At 63.9% G+C, this 17,710-nt stretch carries 20 protein-coding genes; 12 read left to right on the top strand and 8 right to left on the bottom strand.

Annotation, left to right across the window (positions count from 1 at the left end; genetic code table 11):
• The first annotated feature begins 19 nt into the window (after positions 1 to 19).
• From NKI41_RS01200 to NKI41_RS01180, 5 genes are all read left to right on the top strand, one after another.
• Positions 20 to 979 (top strand): ABC transporter permease, encoded by a 960-nt coding sequence (locus NKI41_RS01200; protein ID WP_352502985.1) that lies wholly within the window; start codon positions 20 to 22, stop codon positions 977 to 979.
• Entirely contained in the window at positions 979 to 1,818 is an 840-nt protein-coding gene (locus tag NKI41_RS01195; protein ID WP_352502984.1) for an ABC transporter permease, read from the top strand. The genes NKI41_RS01200 and NKI41_RS01195 overlap by 1 nt, the downstream gene beginning before the upstream one ends.
• Positions 1,815 to 3,563: an ABC transporter ATP-binding protein gene (locus tag NKI41_RS01190; RefSeq protein WP_352502983.1), complete on the top strand. Its 1,749-nt coding sequence runs from the start codon at positions 1,815 to 1,817 to the stop codon at positions 3,561 to 3,563. Before NKI41_RS01195 ends, NKI41_RS01190 begins: the two co-directional genes overlap by 4 nt.
• 68 nt (positions 3,564 to 3,631) lie before the next feature.
• On the top strand, positions 3,632 to 4,633 hold the full coding sequence (locus NKI41_RS01185; RefSeq protein WP_352680979.1) for a serine hydrolase domain-containing protein: 1,002 nt from the start codon (positions 3,632 to 3,634) through the stop codon (positions 4,631 to 4,633).
• Positions 4,634 to 4,638: 5 nt separating this feature from the next.
• Complete coding sequence (locus NKI41_RS01180) at positions 4,639 to 5,769, top strand: anhydro-N-acetylmuramic acid kinase (protein WP_352542249.1); 1,131 nt, start codon at positions 4,639 to 4,641, stop codon at positions 5,767 to 5,769.
• Here the strand turns inward: NKI41_RS01180 and NKI41_RS01175 are convergent.
• Positions 5,766 to 6,197: a GNAT family N-acetyltransferase gene (locus NKI41_RS01175; RefSeq protein ID WP_352502980.1), complete on the bottom strand. Its 432-nt coding sequence runs from the start codon at positions 6,195 to 6,197 to the stop codon at positions 5,766 to 5,768. The two genes, NKI41_RS01180 and NKI41_RS01175, sit on opposite strands and share 4 nt — an antisense overlap.
• 49 nt (positions 6,198 to 6,246) lie before the next feature.
• Positions 6,247 to 7,422: an MFS transporter gene (locus NKI41_RS01170; RefSeq protein WP_352680976.1), complete on the bottom strand. Its 1,176-nt coding sequence runs from the start codon at positions 7,420 to 7,422 to the stop codon at positions 6,247 to 6,249.
• A gap of 48 nt (positions 7,423 to 7,470) precedes the next feature.
• Here NKI41_RS01170 and NKI41_RS01165 point away from each other — a divergent pair, with 48 nt between their 5' ends.
• Together NKI41_RS01165 and NKI41_RS01160 are read left to right on the top strand one after the other, a co-directional pair.
• Positions 7,471 to 8,010, top strand: a complete 540-nt coding sequence (locus NKI41_RS01165; protein ID WP_352680974.1) for an Lrp/AsnC family transcriptional regulator — start codon at positions 7,471 to 7,473, stop codon at positions 8,008 to 8,010.
• Positions 8,011 to 8,212: 202 nt separating this feature from the next.
• The gene (locus NKI41_RS01160; RefSeq protein ID WP_352503014.1) at positions 8,213 to 8,476 is read left to right on the top strand and encodes a sigma-70 region 4 domain-containing protein; all 264 of its coding nucleotides are present in this window, start codon (positions 8,213 to 8,215) and stop codon (positions 8,474 to 8,476) included.
• On the opposite strand, the gene NKI41_RS01155 is transcribed toward NKI41_RS01160, so the two are convergent.
• From NKI41_RS01155 to NKI41_RS01130, 6 genes are read right to left on the bottom strand one after another with little or no spacing between them, the layout of a single operon-like run.
• The gene (locus NKI41_RS01155) at positions 8,470 to 9,729 is read right to left on the bottom strand and encodes an ABC transporter substrate-binding protein (protein WP_352472226.1); all 1,260 of its coding nucleotides are present in this window, start codon (positions 9,727 to 9,729) and stop codon (positions 8,470 to 8,472) included. The two genes, NKI41_RS01160 and NKI41_RS01155, sit on opposite strands and share 7 nt — an antisense overlap.
• A 48-nt stretch (positions 9,730 to 9,777) precedes the next feature.
• A complete protein-coding gene (locus NKI41_RS01150; RefSeq protein WP_352472224.1) occupies positions 9,778 to 10,206 on the bottom strand; it encodes a DUF4440 domain-containing protein in 429 nt (142 codons plus the stop codon).
• Positions 10,207 to 10,214: 8 nt separating this feature from the next.
• Positions 10,215 to 11,270: an aldo/keto reductase gene (locus NKI41_RS01145; RefSeq protein ID WP_352472223.1), complete on the bottom strand. Its 1,056-nt coding sequence runs from the start codon at positions 11,268 to 11,270 to the stop codon at positions 10,215 to 10,217.
• On the bottom strand, positions 11,267 to 11,626 hold the full coding sequence (locus NKI41_RS01140) for a TIGR04076 family protein (RefSeq protein ID WP_352472221.1): 360 nt from the start codon (positions 11,624 to 11,626) through the stop codon (positions 11,267 to 11,269). Before NKI41_RS01140 ends, NKI41_RS01145 begins: the two co-directional genes overlap by 4 nt.
• Positions 11,627 to 12,115: a DUF3830 family protein gene (locus tag NKI41_RS01135; RefSeq protein ID WP_352452384.1), complete on the bottom strand. Its 489-nt coding sequence runs from the start codon at positions 12,113 to 12,115 to the stop codon at positions 11,627 to 11,629.
• Positions 12,112 to 12,849 (bottom strand): GntR family transcriptional regulator, encoded by a 738-nt coding sequence (locus NKI41_RS01130; RefSeq protein WP_352472220.1) that lies wholly within the window; start codon positions 12,847 to 12,849, stop codon positions 12,112 to 12,114. The genes NKI41_RS01135 and NKI41_RS01130 overlap by 4 nt, the downstream gene beginning before the upstream one ends.
• A gap of 125 nt (positions 12,850 to 12,974) precedes the next feature.
• Between NKI41_RS01130 and NKI41_RS01125 the strand changes: the two genes are divergently transcribed.
• The 5 genes from NKI41_RS01125 to NKI41_RS01105 are packed head-to-tail and all read left to right on the top strand — an operon-like array spanning position 12,975 to position 17,686.
• Positions 12,975 to 13,772 carry an ABC transporter ATP-binding protein gene (locus NKI41_RS01125; protein WP_352472219.1) on the top strand — a complete coding sequence of 266 codons (798 nt, stop codon included), beginning with the start codon at positions 12,975 to 12,977 and terminating at the stop codon, positions 13,770 to 13,772.
• Positions 13,769 to 14,518, top strand: a complete 750-nt coding sequence (locus NKI41_RS01120) for an ABC transporter ATP-binding protein (protein ID WP_352472217.1) — start codon at positions 13,769 to 13,771, stop codon at positions 14,516 to 14,518. Before NKI41_RS01125 ends, NKI41_RS01120 begins: the two co-directional genes overlap by 4 nt.
• Positions 14,515 to 15,423 carry a branched-chain amino acid ABC transporter permease gene (locus NKI41_RS01115; protein ID WP_352472215.1) on the top strand — a complete coding sequence of 303 codons (909 nt, stop codon included), beginning with the start codon at positions 14,515 to 14,517 and terminating at the stop codon, positions 15,421 to 15,423. Before NKI41_RS01120 ends, NKI41_RS01115 begins: the two co-directional genes overlap by 4 nt.
• The gene (locus tag NKI41_RS01110) at positions 15,420 to 16,397 is read left to right on the top strand and encodes a branched-chain amino acid ABC transporter permease (RefSeq protein ID WP_352472315.1); all 978 of its coding nucleotides are present in this window, start codon (positions 15,420 to 15,422) and stop codon (positions 16,395 to 16,397) included. The genes NKI41_RS01115 and NKI41_RS01110 overlap by 4 nt, the downstream gene beginning before the upstream one ends.
• Positions 16,394 to 17,686 (top strand): NAD(P)/FAD-dependent oxidoreductase, encoded by a 1,293-nt coding sequence (locus NKI41_RS01105; RefSeq protein ID WP_352472214.1) that lies wholly within the window; start codon positions 16,394 to 16,396, stop codon positions 17,684 to 17,686. The genes NKI41_RS01110 and NKI41_RS01105 overlap by 4 nt, the downstream gene beginning before the upstream one ends.
• Positions 17,687 to 17,710 lie beyond the last annotated feature (24 nt).

Here is a 17,710-nt window from a genome sequence, read left to right as displayed (position 1 = left end):
ACGAGAGGATATTCTTCGCGTGAACTATCTGATGCGGCGACTGGCGACCTTCCCTCTCGTCCTGCTTGGCGTGTCCATCGTGGTGTTCCTGGCGATCAGGATGGTTCCGGGCGATTCGATCACGGCAATGCTGGGGACCGAAGCCGGCCTGCTGACGCCGCAGCAGCGCGATGCGCTTGCAGCTTATTTCGGCATCGACCAGCCCTGGTTCATCCAATACTGGCGCTGGCTGCTTGGTCTTTTCCAAGGTAATCTCGGCATTTCGTCCACCTATGGCAGGCCGGTGCTCGACGTCATCCTCGAGCGTTTCCCGCTAACGCTGGAACTCGCCTTGCTGTCGATGATCATCGCCCTGGTTGTCGGCATGCCGGCCGGGATTTTTGCCGCCACCCATAATGAAAAGCTATCCGACCTCGGCGTGCGCGTTGTCGCAATGATCGGGCAGTCGACGCCGAACTTCGTCCTTGCCCTGCTGATCATCTACACGCTGTCGGCGGGGTTTGGCGTTTTGCCGGCGATGGGCGAGTTTTCGCCGCTGTGGCAGGATCCGCTGCGCAATCTCGGCCAGCTGTTGCTGCCTGCGGTCACGCTTGGATTTGCCTTCGCGGCTTCGGTGACCCGCATATCGCGTTCGGCGATGCTCGATGTGCTCAGCGACGACTATGTCAGGACGGCGCGCAGCAAGGGCGTTTCGGCGCGCGGCGTCATCTGGCGGCATGCTTTGCCCAACGCGCTCATCCCGGTCGTGACGCTGAGCGGCATAGAGTTCGGCTACCTCCTGGGCGGAGCTGTCATCGTCGAGCAGATCTATGCGCTGCCCGGTCTCGGCCGCATGGTGCTGGATGCCATCCTGCAGCGCGACTACGCGCTGGTGCAGGGAAGCGTGCTATTCATCGCCTTCAACTTCATGATCGTCAATCTCCTCGTCGACCTCGCCTATGTCGCGCTCGACCCGCGTATCCGGCTAAGCGAGCACTGATGGCGACATTGCGGGCTATATTTGCGCATCCCAGCGGCCGGATCGGCGGTGCCATCGTTGCGCTTTATCTGCTGCTTGCCGTGCTTGGCATGCTGGGGCTGACGCCGCACAATCCGTTGACGCAGCACCGGGTCGAGCGACTGCATGCGCCTGACGGCATCTACTGGATGGGCACGGACCTGTTCGGCCGCGATGTCGCAAGTCGGCTGATGACCGGGATCGACCAGTCCTTCATCGTGGCCTTCTTTTCGGTCGCCTTTGCGACACTGGCCGGCACCGTGCTCGGGCTGGCGGCAGCCTGGTTCGGGCGCCGCTGGGACGGCATGGTGATGCGCATCATGGACGTTGTGCTGGCGTTCCCGGCGATCCTGCTGGCGCTGCTGATCGTCGCGGTTGCGGGACCGGGAACCTCGACCAGCGTCATTGCCATCGCCGTCGTCTACACACCGATCTTCACGCGCGTCGTGCGAGGTCCGGCTCTGTCGCTCAAGGCGCGCGAGTTCGTCGACGCGGCCCGCACGTTCGGCAGCAGTGCGGGCTATATCGTAACACGGCATCTGCTGCTCAATCTGGTGGCGCCACTGACGGTTCAGGTGACGCTGGCGCTGGCCTGGGCACTGCTGACCGAAGCCGGCTTAAGCTTCCTCGGGCTCGGCACGCAGCCGCCCGCGGCGTCGCTCGGCCTGATGCTGAGCGACAGCCGCAATCTGATGGAGACAGCTCCCTGGCTGATGATCTTCCCGGGCGTGGCGATCATGATCGGCATCCTCGGTTTCAACCTGCTCGGCGATGCGTTGCGCGATGTCCTCGACCCGAAGATGCGGAGATCGATCGCATGATCCCGCTGCTGTCCGTCAGCGGATTGCGCGTCGGCTTCGGTCGCAACCCGCAAGCCAATGAGGTCGTGCGCGGCGTCAGCTTCGATCTCGCCGACGGCGAAACGCTGGCCATCGTCGGCGAAAGCGGCTCGGGCAAGTCGGTCACGGCGCTGTCGATCAATCGCCTCGTCGATTATGGCGGCGGCCGCATCACCGGCGGGTCGATCAAGCTGAGGCGGGCCGACGGCAGCACCTTCGACCTGACAGCCGCAGCCGAGCCGCAATTGACGAAGATCCGCGGCGGCGAAATCGGCATGATCTTCCAGGAGCCGATGACCTCGCTCAATCCGGTGCTGACCATCGGCAGGCAGATCGAGGAATCGTTTCGCCTGCATCGCGGCCTGACCGGCCGGCGAGCGACGGCGGCGGCCAAGGACGCGCTCGACCGCGTGCGTATTCCCGACGCTGCACGGCGGCTGAAATACACGCCCAACCAGCTTTCGGGCGGCATGCTGCAGCGGGTGATGATCGCCATGGCGATTGCGTGCAACCCGCGCCTGCTCATTGCCGACGAGCCAACGACGGCGCTGGATGTTACGGTGCAGGCGCAGATCATGGCGCTGCTCGCCGAGTTGAAGCAGGAAACCGGGATGTCGATGATCTTCATCACCCACGACATCGGTCTGGTTGCAGGCATCGCCGACAAGGTGATGGTGATGCAAGGCGGAGAAGCTGTCGAGCAGGGCGCATTGAACCAGATATTGGACGATCCGCGGCATCCCTATACGCGGCATCTGCTTCATGCGGTGCCGCATTTCGCCGGCGGCAGTGCCGCACGCAAGGACGTGCAACGCGAAACGCAAAAAGCTGCCGAGCCGGCGCTGAAGGTCGATGGCCTCGTAGTGCGGTTTCCGGTCAAGGCTGGGTTTTTCAGCCGTACCAGCGGTGCCGTCCATGCCGTGGACGGTGTGGATTTCGAGCTAATGCCGGGCGAGACATTGGCGGTCGTCGGCGAGAGCGGTTCCGGAAAGTCCACCACCGCCCGCGCGATTCTGGGGCTGGTGCGCTCGACGCGCGGCACGATCTCGGCCAGCGCGCGCAAGCCCGTCACCGGGCAGAGCGCCCTTCCCATGCAGATGGTGTTCCAGAATCCCTATGGCTCGCTCAATCCCAGACTCACCATCCAAAGCATCCTCGCAGAGCCTGTGATCGCTACCGGCGGACGGATAACTGCTGAAACGCGGGCGAAAATGGCCGCGCTGCTGAAACGCGTCGGCCTTCCGGAAAACAGCCTGCAGCGCTATCCGCACGAATTCTCCGGCGGCCAGCGGCAACGCCTGTGCATCGCTCGCGCGCTGATGCTCAATCCTTCGGTTGTCGTCCTCGACGAAGCGGTTTCGGCGCTCGATGTGTCGGTGCAGGCCAGGGTGTTGGAGCTTTTGATCGAGCTGCAGCGTGAATTCGGGCTGGCCTATCTGTTCATCTCGCATGACATGGCTGTCGTCGAGCGGATCGCCCATCGCATCGCGGTCATCTATGCCGGCCAGATCGTCGAGATCGGCGATGCCAGATCGGTGCTCTCGGAGCCGAAGCACTCCTATACCAAACAGCTTATCGCGGCCGTTCCTACTATAGACCGGCGGCATGAACGTTTCGAGCTGGACACGCGCCAGGTCCCCTCGCTCGTGCGTCCGCTGGGGTTTGAGCCGGGGCCGGCCAATTGGCAGCAATTCGGGCCGGATCATAGGGCACGGGTGGAAGCGTGATGATTGTCGCTCGAAAGCATGCAGAGTCAGACGGACAGCCCCTCGCTGCCTTCCAAACGGAGGCGTAGTTGATCGACCATGATTTCTTCTCCCGCGCATTCGCCCCGCTCGAAGCGGCCGTGGCCGCATCGCGCATTCCGGGCTGCGTGCTCGGCATAGTTGACGGGGACGGCGAACGCATCGTCCGGGCAATCGGCTCAGCCCAAGTCGTGCCCAAGATACCGCCGATGCATGTCGGGACATGGTTCGACCTGGCCTCCCTGACCAAAGTCATCTTCACCACGTCGCGTATCCTGGCACTGGCGGAAGAAGGCGTCGTCGACCTCGACGCGCCGCTGATTTCCGTCCTGTCCGACCTTCGCCAATATGACGAAAAAGCCTGGGAACGGAACGTAACGTTTCGCCAGTGTCTCGGCCATCAGACACCGTTTCCCGCCGTCGCGCCGATCTACACCTATGGCCACGATCCGGACCTGCTGCGCGCCTTCATCCTGCAGCGCGAATGGCAGGCTGGCGAGCCGGTCTATTCTGATATCAACTTCATCCTGCTCGGCTTCGTCCTAGAGCGCCTGTCTGGCAAGACCATTCGCGAGATGGATCCCGGTCCGGGCTTCGCGTTCTCCGCCGAACCAGATCAAGCGGCGGCGACCGAAGACTGCACATGGCGTCATCGCGTGCTCTGCGGCGAAGTCCACGACGACAATTGCTCGGCCTTGCAAGGTGCCGGTCACGCCGGCCTGTTCGGAACGGCGGCTTCGGTCCTCGACTTTGCGCAAGGGCTGCTGGACGGGACCGGCGCGTCGCAGCGTTCGATCGCGCTAATGCGCACGCCCTTGTCGGCAACCCGCACCCATGGCTGGGAGCGACCCTACGAAGGCTGGTCCGGCGGCCGGTTATGCAGCCCCGAAACCATCGGGCATACCGGCTTTACCGGTGTCGGGCTGTGGGTCGACTTCGACAAAGGCAGAGCCTGGACCTTGCTCACCAACCGGATCCATCCGACACGTCATTTCAACAGCGGGATCGTAGCGCTTCGCCAAGCGGTCGGCGATCTCGTCAACGGAGCCTGACAACCATGAATCCGAAAAATGGCGAACCCATGTGGGCCGTCGGCCTGATGACCGGCACCGTGCTGGACGGCAATATCGATGTCGCGCTGATCAAGACCGACGGCGAACGGATTGACGACTTCGGCATCTACACGCTTGCCCCCTACCCGCAGTCGATCCGGACCTTGCTGGAAGAGACGCTGCGGCAGGCAAGGAGCTGGAATTTCACAGGGCCGGAACCGGCAATCTTCGACGAGGCAGAGGAAGCGCTGACGCGCGCCCAGTCCGCGGCAGTCAAGGATCTGGTCGAAAGCCACGGGCTGACGATGGCCGATATAGGGGTCGTCGGCTTCCACGGCCAGACCGTGCTGCACCGTGCCCCGCAAGTGGGCCGACTGGGCCAGACCCGCCAGCTTGGCGACGGCGAGCTGATGCATGCCATCCTTGGCACCAGGGTCGCCTATGACTTCCGCTCGGCCGACATGCGCGCCGGCGGCCAGGGCGCGCCGCTGTCGGCCGCCTATCACGCCGCGCTGCTGCGCGAAGCCGACGCCACCGGCGACACGGCGGTGCTCAATCTCGGCGGCGTCGCCAACATCACCTGGTGGGATGGCACGGACAATGTTGTTGCCTTCGACACCGGGCCCGCCAACGCACCGCTGAACGATTTCATCAAATCGAAGGGGCTCGGCGAAATGGACCGCGACGGCGCCCTTGCCCGCGCCGGCACGGTCGACGAAGCGCGGCTGGCCAAGCTCCTGCAGCATCCGTATTTGACCAAACCCTACCCGAAATCGCTGGACCGTTTCGATTTCGGCGCCTCAATGGCGGACGGAATGAACGCCGAGGACGGCGCAGCCCTGCTGACGGCCTTCACCGCGGCCGCCGTCGGCAAGGCGCTCGATCTTCTGCCGCGCCGGCCGAAGCGGCTGGTGGTCAGCGGTGGCGGTCGACACAACCCAACGATCATGGCCATGCTTGCCAGCCGCGCTGGCGTCGAAGCGGTTCCGGCCGAGGCGCTTGGCTGGAAGGGCGATGCGGTGGAGGCGGAGTGTTTTGCGTTCCTGGCAGTGCGCGTGCTCAGGGGCTTGCCGATCAGCTTCCCCAGTACGACCGGCGTGCCAAAGCCGATGTGCGGCGGACGCCTTGCCGGCTAGTCAGGCTTCAGCCTCTTCTGCAGGAAGATGCGGCTGCGGCCGACGGGAAAATCGGCAAGCACGCCGAAGGGCTGATAGCCCTGGCGCTCATAGGCCTTGGCGGCCTTGGGATTGAACGTGTCGATCCAGGCGCCGCGACAGTCGCGCGCGATCGCCTCCCTCTCGGCCGCCTCGAGCATCCTGCCGGCCATGCGGTGACCGCGCAGTTTTTCATTGACCCAGAGCCATTGCACATAGAGCCAGCCCCAGGCGGTGTATCCCGAGATGCCGGCGACAATAGCGCCGTGCTCATCGCGCACGAACACGGCCAATGCCTTCCTGCAGGAGGCGCCGACATCACTGTCGTTGAACGCCGCAAGCCGCTCTCCGAGAAAAGCCAGCTCGTGCGGCAAGGGGTCGGCGGTTGTCTCAAGCGTTGTATTGTCCATCCACCAAGCATCTATCGAAGGACGGGACCGAGACGCAAGCCTTGCTGTGCTATAGCTTCGGCGAACGCCACGCCGCTGCCGCAGCAGCGATTAGCATGAGCAAGGCTGCAACCACCGCCGATGCCGCAAAACCGAACGTGGAATAGAGCGGTCCGAACGCCGTGGTGCCGACGAACACCGCAAGATAGGTCACCGCGCTGTTCAAACCCATGATCGTGCCGCGGCGCGCAGGGTCGAGCGCCGACAGGCGCATCACCAGCACGTTCAGCCCGAAATGATTGGCAAGGCCCCAGACGGCTATCACCGCTATGGTCAGATGAAAACTACTGCTTGCCGCGGCAATCGCGACATAGACGACCGCGACGAGCAGGTAGGCAAACGGCATGACACGCCGCGCACCCAGGCGATCGATAACGCCGTCAAGGAGCGCCGCCGCGCCAAAGCCGACACCATAGGCGAGCGTGGCCAGCCCGTTCGCGCTGACCGGCCGTCCCAAGCCGTTGTGAAGGTGATCGCCAAGATAGCCGTAGATGCCGTAGAACGCGGTCATGAAGGCGGCGCAGGCGACCAGCAGCGGCACTATGCCCGGAACGGCCAACGCACCCAGCGGCGTCGGTGCCGGACCGCTCTTCCTGACATCGCTCAGCGACGTCAGCGCCAGGCTTGCCAATGCGAGTGCTGCGAGCACCGCGACCGCCGCGAAAACGGCGCGCCAATGCACCAGATCGGCAAGTACGGCCGACAGCGAAACGCCGGCGACCATGCTCAGCGTCCAGCCGGTCAGCACGACGCCTATGGTGCCGCTTTCACGACCGGGCGGCGCAATCGCGGCGGAGCTGGCATAGATTGCCGGCATGGCGACACCTGCAGCGATGCCGGCGAGAAGCTGGGCCGCGACCAGCGTCGTCACGGTCGGCGCAGCGGCGCTGGCGACGAGCGCTATCGCCAGCAGCAGCAACGCCCCTTGCAGCATGCGACGGGCGCCAAGCCGATCGATATAGCGCGCCAGGAACAAGGCGCTCGCCGACGTACCGAGCCCGAACGCGGCGGACGCGATCATAACCGCCGGCACGCTTGTGCCGAAGGACGCGGCCACCGCCGGTGCGATCGGACCGAGCACCAGCGAGTTCGAGCCGATCACGGCAATGCATCCGGTGAGGAGGTAAGCGAGGGCCGGGATAGGCGGCCTTGCTGTAAATGTTGCGACTTGATCAGTGTTCGACATATGGCAATAATGGCCGTATTAAATTCTGCATCAATCGGGAATTTTAATATGGATGAAGAAACAGATGGCATTCCGCAGAACAGGCCCGCCGCCCGCGATATCGATGCAACCGACCGAAAAATATTAGGCGTTCTGGTCGACGACGCCACGATCAGCTATGCCGAGCTCGGCGACCGCGTCGGCCTTTCACCGCCGGCAGCCCATGAACGCGTCAAGCGCCTCCGGCGCAGCGGCGCCATCCGCAACACCGCGGTCATCATCGATCCCAAGGCGGTGCACAAGCCGCTGCTTGCCTTCGTCCATATCGACACAAAGGGGTGGGGAAAGACGCCGGAGCTGATGGCAATCTCCGAACACCCCGAAGTCGAGGAGATCCATTCGGTGGCCGGCGACACATGCATGCTGATCAAGGTCCGCACCGAGGACACGCGGGCGCTCGAGGGCCTGCTGTCGCGCCTCTACGAAACACCCGGCGTCACCTCGACCCGAAGCTATGTGGTCCTGTCGACCTATCTCGAGCGGCCGGTGCAGCCGGGGATAACGACGGAATGGCCGACCCCCCGGCACATGGCCGAGCCGCTTTATTAGCTCAAACGGTCCTCACGCGTATCCAAAGTCGAACCGGAAACGTCTCAGGCAAGCATCCTGTGGTCATCCGTCGGGCCGGTTCGTTTGCGCCGGTTCTTGGATCCGACTGGATGCCTGTTGCGCAACCGGAGACACGCGATGAGAAAATTGATCGTGGGCAGCTTCATTTCGCTGGACGGCGGGCCAGGGCGCGGATCGCGCCATCGAGCGGCTGGTGATCCATCTGCCGCCCAAGGAGCGCGCCTGCGTCCTGCTCAAGGATGTCTTCGACTATTCGCTGGAAGAGATTGCCGATCTCGTCGGCTCGACCGTGGGTGGTGTCAAAGCTGCGTTGAACCGAGGCCGCTCTGGGCTGGTGCGGTGGTCGTTTCCAGGCCGGCCTGACCAGCAACAGGACATGCAAGTGTCCGGCATCAACCTCAATGGAATGGGATCGATGCCGGACAAGACATGGGCGGCTTACTGAAGCTTCGCCTGCAGGGCGTTGACGTCATCCGTCGTCATTTCGCCGTCGGTCGTCACCTTGCCGTCGACGATCTTCCAGAGGCGGAACGGGCCGGTGATGTCGCCGTATTTGTCGAAGGCGACCGGGCCGATGACGCCTTCGTAGCGGATCGGCTTGCCATCCTTGATCAGGCCGAGCGCCTTGGCGAACTCATCCTTGCCGGCATAGATCGGCGTGCCGGCCGGGTCGACCGCCTTGTACATCGCCTCCTTGATCTTGGCCGGATCCTCGGAGCCCGCAATGGCGATGGCCAGGCCGACGATGGCGCCGGCATCATACGACCGGTCGGCCGCCGGGTTCGACGGTTCGATGCCCGAAAATTCCTTATAGTTCTTGGTGAAATACTCGGTCGATGCGGTCGGGCTGGTGCCGGAGGAAGTGCCGTACGCATCCTTCAGATAATCCGCGCCAACGGATTCGATGAAGTCCGGGCTGTTCATGCCGTCATTGAGCAGGAATTTCTGGACACCGCCCTGCGAAATCCAAGTGCGGGCGATGGTTGCGCCGTCGACAGGCGTGCTGACGAGATAAAGCCCGTCGGGCTCGCCGGCCATCGCCGCCGTCACTTCCGAGGCATAGCTCGACTGCTTTTCATTGTAGGGCGTGTCGGAGACGATGGTGCCGCCGAGTGCCTTATAGGCGCGCGAAAATTCCGCCACCATGTTGACGCCGAAGTCGTTGTTGACGTGGATGACCGCCAGCTTCTTGAAGCCTTTGTCGATGGCATATTTGGCGGCGGCGACGCCCTGCAGCGCATCAGATGTGATGGTGCGGAAGAAGATGCCGTTGGTCTTGCCGTCGCGCCCGAGCGCCGTCAGCGTCGGCGACGAGGAAGCAGGCGACACCTGGACTATCTTGGCCGGAGCGGTGACCGAGGTCAGGATCGGGATCGACACCGAGGAGATGATGCCGCCGATGATCACTGGCACCTTCTTGACCTGCACGAGCTGCGTCGCGGCGTCGACCGCAATGTTGCCCTGGCTCTGGCTGTCGCGCGTGTCGGTTGCGAGATCGCAGCCGCGGACGCCACCCGCATCGTTGATGTCGCGGAAGGCCATCTCGACCGATTTGGCGCCGGCCTGGCCGTACTCGCCGGCCGGGCCTGTCAGTTCCATGACGAGGCCGACGGTGATCTTGCAATCGGCGGCTTGCGCTGCGCCGGCCGCTGTCAGCAGTGCGAGCGCGGTGGTGATCTGAAGTATGGTCTTTTTCATTGTTGTTCCCCTTTCGTTACACGACTCTCATTGATGTCTTGAGCCTGTTCAGCCTTCCGGCATCTGCAGCCAGGTTTCATGCAGATGTCGCCATTCGACGCCGTTGGGCGCCGATGAACTGGTGGTGAAAACGGCACTTGAGCGGCGGCGGCTATGTTTGCCGGCGCGCTGCTGCGCTTCGATGTAGCTGACGACGATCGTGTCGCCTTGTTGCCAGCCGGCCCGGATTTCCTCGATCGAGATGGTGAAATTGCCGTCACAAGTGGCGCGGCTTGCCCTGACATGGTCGAGCACCGCGTCACGATCGAGGACCTGGCCATCCGGCACAACCATGCGGAAGCCTTCGCCCATGACGCGTTCGAAGCGCCTGAAATCTGAATTGTCCGCACTCGCCGCATTGAACCAGTCGACGAAGAAGCGGTGGAGATCGACCACCTCGGCGCTGGCGCGGGAAAGCAAGGAGGGCTTTTCGTCCATGGCCGCGTTCATTTCCTGCCTGCATTCAAATTGTAATGCATGATCGAGCCGTGGCGGCCGTGACGGTCGCGTTCCAAAGTGTAGACGTCGCCCAGCGGCCCACGGCTTTGCGCGATCACGGCAGCGATCCTCGCCCAGTCGTCGGCATCGAGCGCGACGTCCATGATTCTGGCATTGGCAAGGGCGTGCGCCTGGTTGCGAGCGCCGACGATGATGGCCGCCACTTGCGGCTGCTCCAGCACCCAGGCGCTCGCGATGGTGGCGATATCGACGCCGTGGCGGTCGGCGACGGCCTTCAGTGTGCGAAGCAACTCCTGGAAAAGCTCCCAGCCACCAAAGTCGTCAATGATCAGCTTGTATTTGACCAGCGATCGGTTTTCGAGCGGCGTCTGCGGCTCGGCAGCGCCAAGCCATTTTTCGCTGAGGAAGCCGCCAGCCACCGAACCGTAGCAGAGGAAACTGACGCCGTGCCGGCTGGCGAGCGCTGCAAGGCTGTTGGCTGGCCGCTGGTCGAGCACCGAGTATTGCAATTGCTGGCTGACCAGCGGCACACCGGCGGCCAGGATCTCGGCCAACCGCGGCGTGTCGAAGTTCGTGGTGCCGATGTTGCGCACCTTGCCTTCCCCGCGGATTTCGTTGAGCCAGCCCATCGCTTCGACATAGCCGGGCAGCGCATAGTCCCACCAGTGGAACTGCACGAGATCGAGCCGCTCGGTCTTCAGCCGCCGCAGCGACTGCTCGACGATGCTGCTGATGTAGTCGCGGCTGATCGTGGAAAGCCGTTCGAGGTCAGGCACTAGCTTGGTGTGCACCTTCATCTTGGCGGCAGCATCAAGGCCACGCTCATTGGCAAGGCGCAGGCGTGCCGCGCCGATCAGCTCCTCGACACCGGTATAGATATCGGCGCAATCATAGGTCCTGATGCCGGCGTCGAAGGTGGCGATCAGGTCGGTTACCGCCTGTTGGCGGTCGATCGCGCCGTGCCCGCCGGCAAGCTGCCAGCCGCCGCGAATAACGCGCGAGATCGTATAGCCGGGGCTGAGCTCGAAAGCCTTGGCGGTCATCTCCGGTCATTCTCCTTCGGCAGCGGCACCGCCGTCGTTTCGGCATGGCTGAACCGCCGCTTGCCGGTCCTGACGATCCTCAGCCGGCTGGCACAATTGGGATCCGGACAAGCGATCTCGGCGTCCGACGTCATCCAGTCGTTCCTGTGGGTCGGGCGCTGCTTTGCGGCCAGAAGCGGCAACACTGCCGCAATGGAATAGATCGAGAAACCTTGCCCCGCTGGCATCGACAGCATCTCGCCCTTCAACTCGAAATAGTCGCCGGGCTTGGCGCCGCAATAGATCGGCTTGCCCTCGGGGATAACCGCCTCGACGCGAAGGTCGAAGAGCTCAAAACTGTCGTCGGTCTCAGCCATTCAGATCTCCACCCGGGTGAAGGTGATGTCGCAGGCACCGTTGCGGCGGATCACGCCACAAGCAGCTGCGAATTTGTCGCGATCCTCAGGCACCACCTGCGCGACGACGCTTCCGGCAAGCCAGCCGATCGGGAACAGCAGGCGTGCACCCGCTCCGTAGAACAGGCCGACGTCAAAGATGGCATTCGGGTTGCCGCCCCACATGCGCGGCGGCACGTAGGACAACACGATGTCGCCCGGCTGCGGCGTCAGCGTTGCGTTCTCCGCCGGCAAGGGCCTGGCATAGGTTTGGCCCTCAAGTTCGGCTGATGGAACCGGGCAGGAGATTTCCGGCCCCGTCCACATAGCATGGATGCCGGAAACGACGCGCGGCTGCTCGAGATACGCCAGCAGGAAGGCGGCGTTGTCGGGCGCCTTTTCAGGCAACAGAAGCGCGGTCACGGAAAGCTTCGAGCGTGGCTCGGTGATGCTGATGCCAGGCGCCGTCATGCCCTCAATCCTTCCTTGCTTGTGGATTGGAGCTTGTCGCGCAGAAAGGCGAAGGGCCGGCTGATATCGGCCACCAGCGCCTCGCGCGCCGCTTGCGCATCCTGCCTCGCAAGCGCTGCGACGATGCTGCGGTGGTAGTGGGCCGTATCGACCTCGCCGGCGTCGGAGAAGGCGTAGATGGCGACGCGGATGCAAGGCCCGGATTGCAACCACAGGCTCTCGATCATCGGGATCAGCACGGCGGAACCGCAGCAACGGTAGATCTCGAAGTGGAAGCTCTGGTTGAGCGTGGCCTCGCGGTCGATATCCTTCTTGTGCTTCAGCGCCCGCATCTCGTCCCATTCGCCGAGCATGGCCTCGACCGAAGCAATCTGGCGCGCGTTCATGCGCGTGGCGGCCAGGGCGATCGCTTCGCCCTCGATCAGGGAGCGGGCCCGCAAGAGGTCGTCGATGCGCTCCAGCGTGATCGGCGGCACGCGCACCGAACGGTTGGGAAGCGCCTCCAGCGCCTTCTCGGTGATCAGCCGTCCGAGCGCCTCGCGCACCGGCATGGTGCTTGTGACCAGCGCGTCGGCGAGGCCGCGGATGGTTAGCACCTGGCTCGGCTCGAAAAGGCCGCCGATCAAGGCGCGGCGCAGCTCCGAATAGACGCGATCCTGCACGGTCTCGCGGCCGACCGGCGTAAGCTGGGCTGCGATCACCTCATTGTTCCTTTCGATGGCGGCCTTCTGCATGGGCAATCCCGGTCTTGGCCGTTTTCGGCTTGCGGAAGAAATTAAAGCCGAATAGCGTGATCAAAGCAAGTGTGATCACAAATCAAATCATAGGCGGCGAAGATCGCTTTCGGCCTGAGGGATTCATGGGCGACACGACGGAACGGCAGGAGGAGATCCGCACGCCGGTTCTGGCGGCCAGGAACGTCGTCAAGCGCTTCGGCGGCCTCGTCGCGGTCAACAATGTCTCGTTTGACGTCCGGCCGGGTGAAATACTCGGCCTCATCGGCCCGAACGGCGCCGGCAAGACCACGATGTTCGACCTGCTCGCCGGCAGCATTCTGCCGACCAGCGGCGAAATCCTCCTCAATGGCGTATCGGTGTCGGGGGAAGCAGCCCATCGCCGCATCGGCCGCGGCCTTGGCCGCACGTTCCAGATCCCCCGGCCCTTGCCTAACCTGACGCTGATCGAAAACGTCATGCTGGCCGCGCAAGGACAGACTGGAGAAAAACTGCTCGCCAATTTCCTGACGCCCCGGCGAGTCGCTGCCGAAGAAAGGGCTGCCGAGACAAGAGCCGTCGAACTGCTCGAGCTCGTCACGATCGCTCACCTCGCGCACGAACCTGCGCGCGTGCTTTCAGGCGGCCAGCGCAAGCTGCTCGAGTTGGCCCGCGTGATGATGGCCGACCCGGCCATCATCCTGCTCGACGAGCCGGCGGCCGGGGTCAACGCAACCCTGCTCGAGATCATTATCGATCGCATCCGCGACATCAATGCGCGCGGCATCACCTTCCTGCTGATCGAGCACAATATCGAAATGGTGACGCGGCTTTGCCACCGCGTCCTGGTCATGGCAAGCGGCCAGCTTCTGTGCGAAGGCACCCCGGAGGAGGTGGCGCGCGACCCGCGCGTCATCGAGGCCTACCTCGGAGGCACGGCATGAGCCAAAAGGTACTCGATGTCCGCGATCTCGAAGCCGGCTACGAGCCTGGCGTTCCGATCGTGCGCGGCGCTTCGATCACCGTCGACCAGGGCGAGATCGTCGTCGTTCTCGGTCCCAACGGCGCCGGCAAGTCGAGCCTTATCAAGGCCATCGCCGGCCTTGTCCCGATCACCGGCGGCACGGTGCTGCTGGACGGCAAGGATATCACGGCGTCGCCCGCTCACATCATGGTCCGCCGTGGCCTTGCCTTCGTGCCACAGACAGAGAACATCTTCCCGCTGATGTCGGTCGAGGACAATCTCAGGGTCGCCTGCGGCATCCTGAGGCCGCGCGAGGTCCCAGCCCGCATCGAGGAGATGTATGCGGCCTTTCCCGATCTCGCCCGTCAGCGCAGAACGGCCGCGGGCAATCTGTCGGGTGGACAGCGGCAGATGCTGGGCGTCGCCCGGGCGTTGATTGTCCATCCCAAGGTGCTGGTGCTCGACGAGCCGTCGGCCGGCCTGTCGCCGAAATTCGTGGCGATGGTGTTCGAGATGCTGGCCGGCATCCGAAAGTCCGGCGTCACCATCCTGCTGGTCGAACAGAACGCCAAGGCAGCGCTTGCCATTGGAGACCGCGCCTATGTGCTGGTTGAGGGCAAGGAGCGGCACCAAGGCGTCGCCTCCGAGCTCTGGAGCGACCCGGTCGTGGCTGAACTCTATCTTGGCCAGCGCCGCCTCGATCTTGGACAAGGAAGCGCGGCATGAACCTGCAATTCGTCGTCGACGGACTGCTGGCAGGCTCGATGATCGGCCTCGGCGCCATCGGCGTGACACTCACCTATTCGATCCTGCGCTTCTCGAACTTCGCCCATGGCGACTTCATGGCCTGGGGCGCCTATGCGACGCTCGCCGTGGTTGGCGCCATTGGCGCGATTTTCGGCAAGATCGCGCCGATCGCGCCCCTCTCCTTCGGTTGGCCGCTGATCGTCGCGCTCATCATCGGCATGGCGGCCACCGGCCTGCTGGCGCTGGTGCTCGACATGGTGCTGTTCGCGCGGCTGCGGGCCAAGGGCCAGGCGATCATCGTGGTGATGGCGAGCTTCGGCGCCTCGATGGCGCTGAGAAGCCTGCTCGAATTCATCTTCACCTCGCGTCCGACCTATTTCAGCCGGGCGATCCAGATCGCCATGCCGATAGGTTTCGGCATCCGCATCACCCCGGACCAGATCGCGCTGCTGCTGCTGACCGCCGTGCTGGTGCTCGGCGTGCATCTCCTGATGACGCGGACCCAGACCGGCCGCTCGATGCAGGCATTGAGCCAGAACGCGGCACTTGCCCGCATCGTCGGCATCGACGTCGCCAGGGTGGTGCGCGTCACCTGGATCATCGGCGGCGCGCTGGCCTGCGTCGCCGGCGTCATGATCGGCATTCTCATCCAGGTCCGCCCGTTCATGGGTTTCGAGATGCTGCTGCCGATGTTCGCGGCCGCCATCCTCGGCGGCATCGGCAGCGTGCCTGGCGCCGTTCTCGGCGGCCTGATCATCGGCATGGCCGAAGCGGCTGCCGTGCATTTGATCGGCGCCGAATGGCGGGCAGCCGTCTCGTTCATCATCCTGATGGCGGTGCTGTTCGTGCGGCCCATCGGCCTTTTCGGAGTGAGGGAACGCTGATGGATCTGCTCGGCTACGGCGCCTTCTTCCTGACCACCGCGCTGATCTTTTCGCTCATCACGCTCGGGCTCAATCTGCAATGGGGGCTGACCGGGCTTTTCAATGTCGGGGTCGCCGGCTTCGTTGCCATCGGCGCCTACACCTCGGCGCTGCTGACCACGCCCGACGATGCCGCGCGCCTGGGCGGCTTCGACCTGCCGATCCTTATCGGCTGGCTTGGCGCCATGCTGTTGGGCGGCGTCGCCGCCGCCATCACCGGCATTGCCACGCTACGTCTGAGATCGGACTATCTGGCGATCACTACTTTCGGCGTCGCCGTCGTCGTGCAACTGATAGCGCTCAATGCCCAGAAGCTGACCGGCGGGCCGTTCGGCATCGGCTTTATTCCGCGTCCGTTCGGCGGTCTTGCCGAAACGCCGTTGCTGTTCAACCTTTCGAACCTTGCGATCGTCTCGGTAGTGACGCTGATCGTCTATCTCGCGCTGGAGCATCTGTCGCGCAGCCCGTGGGGACGCGTGTTGAAGGCGCTTCGCGAGGATGAGCGGGCCGCGATATCCCTAGGCAAAAGCGCACGGTTCTACCGCGTCCAGGCCTTTGCCGTCGGTGGCGCCATCATGGCGCTTGCCGGTGCGCTGCAGGCGCATTTCACCGGCTTCATCGCCCCGGACAATTATTTGCCGGCGCTGACTTTCCAGGTCTGGGTGATGCTGATCGTCGGTGGCTCGGGCAGCAACATCGGCGCCGTCATCGGCAGCATCCTGGTCTGGGCGATATGGGCCGGATCGGGAGCCTTGACCAGTGTGTTGTTCTCGCCGGAACAGCAGGCCCGCGCCGCTTCGCTGCAGATCGTCGCCATCGGCGTGATGCTGTGCGTCATCCTTCTGGTCAGGCCGAACGGCCTGTTTGGCGACAGGCTGCGGCGTCCAAGGTTCGGCAAGCGTGCACGCGTGGCCCCGAGCGAGAGCGGCTCATGAACGCCGTAACCCGGCCGCACGGCGTTTCCCTTTGGCATGCCGTCAGCCGCAGTCGCCACGACCGGCCCACCCTCGAAGGCGCACTCGATGTCGATCTGGCAATTGTCGGCGGCGGGTTTTCAGGTCTTTCCACCGCGCTGCACAGTGCCGAGAAAGGCATCTCGGTTGCCGTCCTCGAGGCGGAAATCATCGCCTGGGGGGCAACCGGCAGGAATGCCGGCTTCGTCGTGCCGAATTTCGCGAAAAGAGACCCCGACGATATCATTGCCCAGCTCGGGCCCGAACGCGGCGAACGCCTTGTCGATTTCGCCGCCGGCAGCGCCGACCTCGTCTTCGACCTGATCAGGAGGCATGCCATCGAATGCGATGCCGTCCAGAGCGGCTGGATACAACCAGCCCATTCACCGGCCGCTTTGCAAAAGACCAGATCGCGCGCCGAACAATGGGCACCACGCGGAAGGCCGGCTGTTGCGCTGGATAGACAAGCGGTCGAAGAGCTGACCGGCGTTCGCGGTTATCTCGGCGGCTGGATGGACAGATCGGGTGGCGTCCTCAATCCGGTCGAATATGCGCGCGGATTGGCCGACGCGGCGGAAAAGGCCGGAGCGCGCATCTTCGAGAATACGCGTGTCGCGTCGATCGATCACATAGGCGATGGTTGGGCTTTGAAGACGGCTGCCGGTTCGGTGCGTGCCGAAAAAGTGCTGGTCGCCACCAATGCCTATGGCGGGTCGCTGAACCGCACGCTTGAGCGAACCTACATCCCGCTGAAAATCTTCCAGATCGCGACAGCGCCGCTGCCGCGCGAAATACGCACTCGCCTGCTTCCTGGCGGGCAAGGCGTCGGCGACACAAGACGCAATCTCTTCACCTTCCGCTTCGACGGCGAAAACAGGCTGATCACCGGCGGCATGCATGTTTTTGGCCCCGGTGCCGACACGCGGGTGCCGCGGGCGATCTGGCGGCGGCTTGCCGGGCATCTCGATCTCCCGGACATCCCGCCGCTTGAATACAGCTGGTCGGGGATGGCTGCCGTCGAGCCCGACTTCCTGCCGCACCTCGGCGATCTCGGCCCCGGGCTGATCGCCGGCTTGGCGTGCAACGGACGCGGCATCGCCATGACCACTGCGATGGGCAAGGTGCTTGCGGATTGGGCTGATGGAACAAAACCTCAGGATTTGCCGCTGCCGTTTGCGCCGCCGTCGCCGATCCCGTTCCATAGCCTGATGCGGCATGCACCAAACATGGTGCTCCCCTGGAGCATGCTGCGCGACCGGCTGGATGGCTGATCGACGTGCGTCTCCGGCCGCCGT

The organism is Mesorhizobium sp. M0601, assembly GCF_040320845.1.
Taxonomy (GTDB): domain Bacteria; phylum Pseudomonadota; class Alphaproteobacteria; order Rhizobiales; family Rhizobiaceae; genus Mesorhizobium.
Note: the sequence above shows the minus strand (reverse complement) of the source record. Positions and strands in the feature narration are given on the sequence as shown.